Origin of the sequence: Vibrio viridaestus (assembly GCF_003856525.1) — a bacterium.
GTDB classification, from domain to species: Bacteria; Pseudomonadota; Gammaproteobacteria; order Enterobacterales; family Vibrionaceae; genus Vibrio; species Vibrio viridaestus.
The window spans coordinates 1-548 of sequence record NZ_RJVQ01000089.1 but is presented as its reverse complement, the minus strand read 5'-3'; the positions used below and the strand labels follow the sequence as shown (position 1 = coordinate 548).

The following is a 548-nucleotide window of genomic DNA, read 5'->3' as shown; positions in this document are numbered from 1 at the left end:
TTAAAAAGTAAGTTTTCCCAAGAACACTTGATTGTGTGTTGGTGTTTATCCTAATGATAAACATTGAGAACTTTTACAAACATTCTAAAAGAATGTTTTGTCAGCTTTCCAAATTGTTAAAGAGCGTGATTCTTCAAAAGAACCATTTTTAAATATTCTCATTTCTTTCTAAAGAAAGAAGAACACTTAAAGATGGTGGGCGATACCGGGTTCGAACCAGTGACCCCCTGCTTGTAAGGCAGGTGCTCTCCCAACTGAGCTAATCGCCCATTTCTGAGTTATGGTGGAGCTATGCGGGATCGAACCGCAGACCTCCTGCGTGCAAGGCAGGCGCTCTCCCAGCTGAGCTATAGCCCCATAACTTGAAGAAAATGGTGGGTCGTGCAGGATTCGAACCTGCGACCAATTGATTAAAAGTCAACTGCTCTACCAACTGAGCTAACGACCCGTGGTATCCCGTAGGGGAGTCGAACCCCTGTTACCGCCGTGAAAGGGCGGTGTCCTAGGCCTCTAGACGAACGGGACACTAAGATACTCTAAAACGACTA

The 548-nt window shown here is 45.3% G+C and carries 4 tRNA genes; all 4 read right to left on the bottom strand.

Annotation, left to right across the window (positions count from 1 at the left end):
• Nucleotides 1–193: 193 nt before the first annotated feature.
• The 4 genes from EES38_RS21815 to EES38_RS21800 all read right to left on the bottom strand — a co-directional run bounded on the left by EES38_RS21815 (nt 194) and on the right by EES38_RS21800 (nt 525).
• A tRNA-Val gene (locus EES38_RS21815) sits at nt 194–269 on the bottom strand.
• A gap of 12 nt (nt 270–281) precedes the next feature.
• Nucleotides 282–357 (bottom strand) — tRNA-Ala (locus EES38_RS21810).
• Between the two features lie 15 nt (nt 358–372).
• Nucleotides 373–448 (bottom strand) — tRNA-Lys (locus EES38_RS21805).
• Between the two features lies 1 nt (nt 449).
• Nucleotides 450–525, bottom strand: a tRNA-Glu gene (locus EES38_RS21800).
• Nucleotides 526–548 lie beyond the last annotated feature (23 nt).